The sequence below is a fragment of the Hallella sp. genome, assembly GCF_037460745.1.
In the GTDB taxonomy this organism is placed as follows: Bacteria; Bacteroidota; Bacteroidia; order Bacteroidales; family Bacteroidaceae; genus Prevotella; species Prevotella faecis.
The window spans coordinates 1-7,839 of sequence record NZ_JAXVAE010000148.1 but is presented as its reverse complement, the minus strand read 5'-3'; the positions used below and the strand labels follow the sequence as shown (position 1 = coordinate 7,839).

Annotated in this window: 5 protein-coding genes; all 5 read right to left on the bottom strand. The window is 49.8% G+C overall.

Going from position 1 to position 7,839, the window contains the following annotated elements:
* Window positions 1-121: 121 nt before the first annotated feature.
* Window positions 122-1,879, bottom strand: coding sequence for a DEAD/DEAH box helicase (locus WKK33_RS10065; protein WP_337933686.1), 1,758 nt, complete (start codon window positions 1,877-1,879; stop codon window positions 122-124).
* Between the two features lie 8 nt (window positions 1,880-1,887).
* Window positions 1,888-4,434: a transglycosylase domain-containing protein gene (locus tag WKK33_RS10060; RefSeq protein WP_337468630.1), complete on the bottom strand. Its 2,547-nt coding sequence runs from the start codon at window positions 4,432-4,434 to the stop codon at window positions 1,888-1,890.
* Window positions 4,435-4,478: 44 nt separating this feature from the next.
* Complete coding sequence (gene miaA / locus WKK33_RS10055) at window positions 4,479-5,408, bottom strand: tRNA (adenosine(37)-N6)-dimethylallyltransferase MiaA (protein WP_337468629.1); 930 nt, start codon at window positions 5,406-5,408, stop codon at window positions 4,479-4,481.
* A gap of 186 nt (window positions 5,409-5,594) precedes the next feature.
* Window positions 5,595-6,365 carry an acyl-ACP--UDP-N-acetylglucosamine O-acyltransferase gene (gene lpxA / locus WKK33_RS10050; RefSeq protein WP_215760471.1) on the bottom strand — a complete coding sequence of 257 codons (771 nt, stop codon included), beginning with the start codon at window positions 6,363-6,365 and terminating at the stop codon, window positions 5,595-5,597.
* Between the two features lie 10 nt (window positions 6,366-6,375).
* Complete coding sequence (locus WKK33_RS10045; protein ID WP_215760472.1) at window positions 6,376-7,767, bottom strand: bifunctional UDP-3-O-[3-hydroxymyristoyl] N-acetylglucosamine deacetylase/3-hydroxyacyl-ACP dehydratase; 1,392 nt, start codon at window positions 7,765-7,767, stop codon at window positions 6,376-6,378.
* Between the last annotated feature and the right edge of the window lie 72 nt (window positions 7,768-7,839).

Sequence of the window (7,839 nt, the reverse complement as noted above, 5' to 3'; positions counted from 1 at the left end):
GTTCGGGCTTTGTGATATTTTAAAAGAGGGTGTGAATTTTGACACACCCCCTTTTATTAATTGTGTTACCAGCTTAGGTACTAATTGATTACAAAGTGCGTAATTTTCTTTATGAAGGACATTATTTCTTTTGTTTCAACTTTTTGAGTTTTCGTTTGGCTTCAGGAATATTGGGACAAAGGGCTAATGCTTTTTCGTAGTTGCGGATGGCTGCTTCCTTCATTTTCTCCATTTCGCATTCCTTGCCCATGATTACATACTCTACAGCCAGTTTTTTCAAGAAGTCGTTTTTCTGTTGTAGTTGGTCTTGGAGCTCCTCGATCTTCTTTTGTTGTGTGTTAATGATGTTGAGTTTGCGTCGGATAAGCCTTTTAGATGCAGGTTTCTCTATGTCGTAACGACTGTGAATGGCCAGGAAGAAGGCGTCGAGCGCTGCTTGCATGTCCCCTCTGTCGAAGGCTTGCATGGCATCCCAATACTCCTTGTCGGCCTTCGACTGCTTGAGGGCGGTGTTTATGGCCGTTGGGTCGTTGTAGCTCTTTGCAAAGTTCTTCACTTCCGTGCGTACGAAGATGTCGTTGCGCTGAATGGGATTTTTTAGGGTTAAGCCCTGTAGAGAGGTGCAGCGCGAGAGGGCGACGTAGGTCTGTCCGCCTGCAAAGACTCCACCGGTGAAGTCGAGATTTACGCGGTTGAACGTGAGCCCCTGACTCTTATGGACTGTAATGGCCCATGCCAAGCGTACAGGGAATTGGGTATAGGTGCCCAATTCTTGCTCCTCGATCTTCTTCTCCTGTTCGTTGAACGTGTATCTTACGTTTGACCATTTCTCGCGTTCCACATCCAGTTCGTTTCCGTCTTCTGTAACTACATAGATGCGATCGTGTTTTTCTTCATCGAAACCAATGACGGTGCCAAGGGTGCCGTTCACCCAACGGTGGTCCATATCGTTTTTGACGAAGAGCACCTGCGCACCAATCTTCAATTCCAACTCTTTGGGGGTGGGGAGGCTCGACTCTGGAAATTCACCTTCGATGATACCCATGAATATTTCGGAGTCTCCTGAGAGATCCGACAGGCGTTTGTTGTTGATGAAGTCGACCGTGTCACGGCGAGCTGACAATGTAATGGATAATTGCTTATCGTTCGTCGTTTCCGTTGCTTGGTTGTCGTCGAAAGTGACACGCTCGTTGAGCAGCGCGAGGTCGGTAGTACTTACTTGTGACGTGCGGATATGGTCAAGGATGCTGATGAATGTAGGATCGCTTTGCCTGTAAACCTTCCTCAGTTCGATGGATACCAGCTGCATCTGGTAGAATATCTTGGCGTCGAAAAAATAGGCAGACGCATAAAAGGGACGCAATAATTGCCAATCGTCCTCACGTACCACAGGTTCCAGCTGGTAGATATCGCCTACAAATAACAATTGTTTGCCACCAAACGGCTCGCGCATGTTGTGGCAATAGATGCGCAGTACCTTGTCGATAAAGTCGATGATGTCTGCGCGAACCATACTGATCTCGTCGATGATGATGAGTTCCAACTCACGCAGAATCTTGATTTTCTCACTGTTGTATTTTAACGTCTTGCGAATGTTGCGAGGCGTGTACTGGGTGTCGTTGGGTAGTAGGGGGTGGAAGGGCAACTTGAAGAAACTATGCAGAGTGGATCCTCCCGCATTGATGGCGGCGATACCCGTAGGGGCAAGTATGATGTGTTTCTTTTTGGTGTGCGACGCTATGTATCGCAAGAAAGTGGATTTACCCGTCCCCGCTTTCCCCGTAAGGAAAAGCGAGCGGCGGGTAAATTGTATGATTTGAAGTGCTTGTTGCAGCTCTTCATTCTGAAGGTCTATTTGAGTTTCCCCAGTTGTAGGCATAAGTATGTTTAGAGATTGTCGAAATTGACTGTTTCCTCTGTCTTGTGCTTTTTGTCAGTGCCTGTCTCGGTCTTTTCCTTTCCGAGTGTGGTGCCTTGCGATGGCGTGGTAATGGGGTTGCCATTCTCATCGAGCACAATCTCCTCATCGGTAACCATCACGCTATCACGATGCAGACTTGATGAGTCGTTGCGTGCCGGAGCGTAGTAAGGCGAGCAATCGTACATGTCCTTGGTGATGCTCTCGTCGTTAGGAGTTTGGAACTTAGCGTGGTACTTCTGGAAAGCAGGATCTTCCATGACCGAATGGATGAAGTAGCCGCAGATGGGCAATGCCGTCCTTGCGCCCTGTCCGAGCGCACCTGTGCGGAAATGGATGGAGCGGTATTCGCCGCCTACCCATGCGCCCACAACCAGGTTGGGGCTGACTCCTACGAACCAAGCGTCGGAGTGGTTGTTAGACGTTCCCGTCTTGCCACCCCAATCGGTGTCTCTAAATGAGTTGCCTGCATATTCGGCGGCGGACAGGCTCACCGATGTGCCACCACCGTCGTGTGTGCCGCTCATGAGCAACTTTTGCATGAAGAAGGCGCTCTTGTATGGGATGACTTGCTCGGACGTGGACTTATCCACGAACACCTCGTTGCCGTCGCTGTCGACGATGCGCGTCACCAACGTGGGTCGATGGTGCATGCCGTTGTTGGCGATGGTGCAGTAGGCACCTGCCAACTCGAGCAGGTTGACATCACTCGATCCCAAGGCCAAGGCTGGGTTATCGTCCAATGGGCTCTCGATACCCATTTTTTGAGCCGTTTCAATGATGTTCTTGATTCCCAATTCCTGACCCAAGCGAACGGCCACCGAGTTGATACTCTTGGCGAACGCGCTCTTCAGGGGGATGGAATCGCCCGAGAATGAGCCATTGGCGTTTGTCGGGGTCCAAGTGGTCATTTCCTTTTTCTTTTTGTCGTAGACCTGCATGGAGATGTATTCGTCGCGTCGCTTATCGCAAGGAGTGAGACCTTCGTTCATAGCCTCGGTATAGACAAACAACTTGAACGTAGATCCAGGCTGTCTTTGCGCCGTTACCTTATCGTATTTCCACGACTTGAAATCGATGTCGCCAACCCATGCCTTTACGGCACCCGTTTGAGGTTCCATGGCCACCATTGCGCAATGCATGAAGGTCACCATGTACTTGATGGAGTCCTCTGATGTCATCATCTTGGTGATGGAACCCTTATCGTAGTCGAACACCTTCACAGGGTGTTTCCATTCCTTATAATAATAAGTCACAGAGTCGGGCTGGTCGGGGAACCTTGCTTGTAGGGCCTTATAGAAAGGCTGGCGCTCGGCAATGCTTTGCACAAAGTTGGGGATTACCTGATGGTTCTCGTCTTGCCAAGGCTCCTGACGCAGCCAATTGGAGTCTTGGTTGCGGTAGATGCTCCAATGGTTGTTGAAGTTCTTCTGCACAATCTCCATTTGCTTCTTAGCGGCCTCCTCAGCATACTTCTGCATCTTGGAGTCTAAGGTCGTGTAAATCTTCAATCCCGAACTGTAAAGGTCGTAATGGTTCTCATCGCACCAGTCCTTAAGCTCATCAGAGATGGCCTGGCGGAAATACAAGGCCTGGCCATCGTAGTTTTCCTCCATCTTATAATGCAAGGTAATGGGGATGGCCTTCAGTGAGTCGTACTCCTGACGGGTGAGGTCGTTGTGAGTGCGCATGTTGTTGAGAACTGTGTTGCGGCGCACAAAGCTCTTCTCGGGGTTCGACTTAGGATTGTATAGAGTGGTGGCTTTCAGCATACCCACAAGTACGGCGGCCTCCTCTGTCTTCAGGCTGTCGGGGGTTGTGTCGAAATACGTTTTGGCAGCTGTCTTGATGCCATAGGCGTTGGAACCGAAGTCCACGGTGTTGGCGTACATGGTTATGATCTCCTTCTTGTTGAATACGGTCTCCAACTTCGTAGCAATGATCCATTCCTTACTCTTGATGATGAGTATCTTCAAACCAGGAATTTTGCCCAGTAGCCCCGTAGAGTAGTTGGAACGCACACGGAACATGTTCTTTGCCAACTGTTGGCTGATGGTAGATGCGCCACGTCCATCGTGGTGTAGCACCGCATCTTTCATGGCACTGAACACGCCCACGACGTCGACGGCCATGCCACGGGGGCGCTTGTAGTAGCGCTCGTCCTCGGTGTCGATGAGCGCCTTGAAGAAAGCGGGAGCCACCTCTTCGTATTTCACGGGAGTGCGGTTCTCGTTAAAGAATTTTCCAATCAACTTGCCATCGGCACTATAGATTTCCGAGGCTTGGTTGGTTTGCGGGTCGAGAATGCCCGAAAAATATCCTGGGCTCCTTCCGAAAAGCCAAAGGAAATTGATGTCGACTGCTCCCAGGTACAATAGGAAGGCGACGATGAGTGAAACGAAAGCGACACCTGTTTTGGTGTACCATGCTCGTCCGCGATACAACCCTTTATACCATGGCCAGAATTTGCGCATCATACGCCATAACCAGCCTGCCAATGCCTTAATCTTTTTCATTGCTTGTTGATATTATATTATTGCAAATATACGAAATATGTCGGTTAACGTGTCTTCTGATGGATGAAATTTAAGATATCTTCAATGTTTTCGGGTGAAAACCAAGTGATATCGGTATCTTTCTTGAACCAAGTCAGTTGTTTGCGCATATAGCAGCGTGAGTTTGACTGGATTTGCCTGATGGCCTCTTCGAGGCTGATGGTGTTGTCGAAATAAGCGAACAACTCCTTGTAGCCCACGGTGTTTAAGGAATTGAGCCCACGTTTGGGGTAGAGCGCCCTTGCCTCATCAATCAGTCCGTGGTCGACCATTTCAAGAACGCGCTTGTTGATGCGGTCGTACATTTCCTCCCTGGGGCGGTTCAATCCTATCTTGATGATGTTGAAAGGGCGTTCCTTCTTCTTCTTTGTGCGGAAGGAGGAGTAGGTCTTTCCTGTCATGTGGCATATTTCCAAGGCATGTACCACACGTCGAGGGTTGTTTCGGTCTACGATCTGCCAATGCTCGGGGTCTAACGTTTTCAATTCCTCGACAAGGGCGGGAAGTCCCTCGTCGGCAAGACGTTGCTTCAGTGTTTGGCGTGTTTCGTCGTCGACGGTAGGAATGTCGTCGATGCCGTTGCACACAGCATCGATATACATCATGCTACCACCAGACATAAGACAGTTGGGGTGGGGAACGCCGTCTTCCTCGCCATTGTATAGACGCTCCAGGAGAGCCAACACTTCCTGTTCGAACATGGAAGCGCTATAGTAATCTTCTAAGTGATGGGTGCCAACAAAATAATGCTTGGCAAGCGCAAGTTGGGCCTTGGTGGGCGCGGCGGTGCCTATAGGAAGTTCGGCAAAGATTTGGCGCGAGTCAGCGTTGATGACTGGCGTGTTGAGCTGTTGGGCGACTTGAATGCAAAGTTCGCTTTTTCCCACTCCTGTCGGTCCTAAAATAACGATTAGATTTTTAGTCGTTGGTAACATCAAGGAATCGCGTTGTGATGGTTGTTTGCCAAGCTATTGTAAGAATTGAGGGCGTGCCGTAGCCCATCCCTCAATTCTTTTTATTGATAAGTAGGAACAAAGATGATGTTCCTTCGTTCGTGCGTTGGTAATGTGTCGGTCTATGCGTGTTGGGTAATTCGTTATGCATGTCGTGTGCGACATGAGTTAGCGAATGATACCGCGCTTTGATGATGACACAAAATCGATGATGTATTGAATCTCAGGCGTAATCTGAAGTTCGCTTTTGATCTTCTTGATGCCCTCGGCCAAGATACCCTCGCTATAGAGCATGCGATAAGCGTTGTGGATGAGATCAATGAGGTCGTTGCTGAATCCGTGGCGTCTCAATCCCACAAGGTTGATACCTGCATAGCGAGTGGGCTCCTTGCCTGCAATAATGTATGGGGGGATGTCTTGGCTAAAGCGGCAGCCGCCTTGGATCATGACGTAACCTCCGATGTGGCAGAACTGGTGGCAGAGCACCACAGCACTTATGATGGCATTGTCGTCGACGGTGACCTCGCCTGCAAACTTGGTAGAGTTGCCGATGATGAGTCGGCTACCCAAGATGCAATCGTGCGCCACGTGCATGTTCTCCATCAGCAGGTTGTTGTCACCCACCTTGGTGGTTCCTCGTGAGGCGGTTCCTCGTGAGATGGTTACGTTTTCGCGAATGCTATTGTTGTTGCCCACCTCGCAGATGGTATCCTCGCCTTTGAACTTCAAGTCTTGTGGCTTGGTGGAAATGCTGGCTCCGGGGAAAATCTCGTTACCGCTTCCTATGCGCGCTCCATAGTTGATGGTGACATTGTTCTGTAGAACGTTGTTGTCGCCCAAAACCGTGTTGCGATCGATATAGCAGAATGGGCCAATGATGTTGTTGTCTCCCAGTTTTGCCTCGGGATGCACGAATGCTAATGGACTTATCTGGTTCATAGTAAGAGATTTATTTGTTTTTTATGATTTGTGCGGTGAAGGTAGCCTCCGACACTACGTGGTCGCCAACGAACATGTAACCCTTCATGGAGCTGATGCCGTGGCGGACGGGGCCAAGGAGTTCTACTCTGAAAAGCAAGGTGTCGCCCGGAACGACTTTGTGCCTAAACTTCACATCGTCGATTTTCAAGAAATAGGTAGACCATTTCTCGGGTTCTTCCAACTGGCTCAAAACCAACAGTCCACCACATTGAGCCATAGCCTCGATCTGGAGCACACCAGGCATGACGGGCTCTTCTGGGAAGTGTCCTTGGAAGAAGGGCTCATTGGCGGTGACATTCTTTACGCCCACGATGCTTGTTGCGCCCATGGCCACCACCTTGTCGATGAGCTGCATGGGGTAGCGGTGGGGCAAAAGCTGGCGGATGCGGATGTTATCCATCAGCGGTTCGTCGTTGGGGTCGTAGATGGGGGCTTGGATTTCGTGCTTGCGAATCTCCTTGCGCATGAGGCGCGCAAACTTGTTGTTGATGGTGTGACCTGGCCGTGTGGCAATGATGCGACCCTTGATGGGTTTGCCGATCAGTGCCATGTCGCCAATGATGTCGAGGAGTTTGTGCCTTGTGCACTCGTTGTCCCACATCAAGGGCTTGTGTTGGATGTAGCCAATCTTTGTGGCATCCATGTGTGTAACCTTAAGCAGGTCGGCCAACTTGTCCAACTGTGCTTGCTCCACCTTTTTCTCGTAAATTACGATGGCGTTGTCGAGGTCTCCGCCCTTGATAAGGTTGGCCTCCAACAAAGGCATGATGTCGCGCACGAAGACGAAGGTGCGTGCAGGTGCTATTTCCGATGAATAGTTAGCAATGTTGTCGAGTGTGGCAAACTGGCTACTGATGAATTTCGATTGGAAAGAGCACATGGCAGTTACCGAGAACTGCTCATCGGGCAAGATGGTGATGCACGATCCTGTTTCCTCATCGCGCACCTCGATTTTCTTGCGAATGATATAGTAGTCCTTCGGAGCGTTCTGCTCAACAATTCCCACCTCGTTGATCTTCTCCACATAGGGGTTTGCTGAACCATCCAGGATGGGGAACTCAGGGCCGTTGACCTGAATGAGGCAGTTGTCGATGCCCAATGCGTAAAGGGCCGACATGCCATGCTCGATGGTCGACACTCTGACCTCGCCACATTGGAGAACGGTTCCGCGCTGTGTGTCGCCAACGTTCTCGGCGATGGCTTCGATGATGGGTTCGCCCTCTAAGTCAATGCGTTGTATCTTGTAGCCTGTGTTTTCTGGAGCGGGATTGAAAGTCACGGTAAGACTTAGGCCTGTGTGAAGTCCCTTTCCGTAAAGGGAGAAACTTCCGCCAAGCGTCGTTTGTTTTGCTGTATCCATGTGCTTCATTGTTTTTTCTTTACTAGTGATGCGATATTAATCGCTTAACTATAGTTATATATTTGATATTTA

Coding starts and splice junctions, on each gene's coding strand:
- WKK33_RS10065 (WP_337933686.1), bottom strand. CDS start 1,879: ATGCCTACAACTGGGGAAACTCAAATAGACCTTCAGAATGAAGAGCTG.
- miaA (WP_337468629.1), bottom strand. CDS start 5,408: ATGTTACCAACGACTAAAAATCTAATCGTTATTTTAGGACCGACAGGA.
- lpxA (WP_215760471.1), bottom strand. CDS start 6,365: ATGAACCAGATAAGTCCATTAGCATTCGTGCATCCCGAGGCAAAACTG.
- WKK33_RS10045 (WP_215760472.1), bottom strand. CDS start 7,767: ATGGATACAGCAAAACAAACGACGCTTGGCGGAAGTTTCTCCCTTTAC.
- WKK33_RS10060 (WP_337468630.1), bottom strand. CDS start 4,434: ATGAAAAAGATTAAGGCATTGGCAGGCTGGTTATGGCGTATGATGCGC.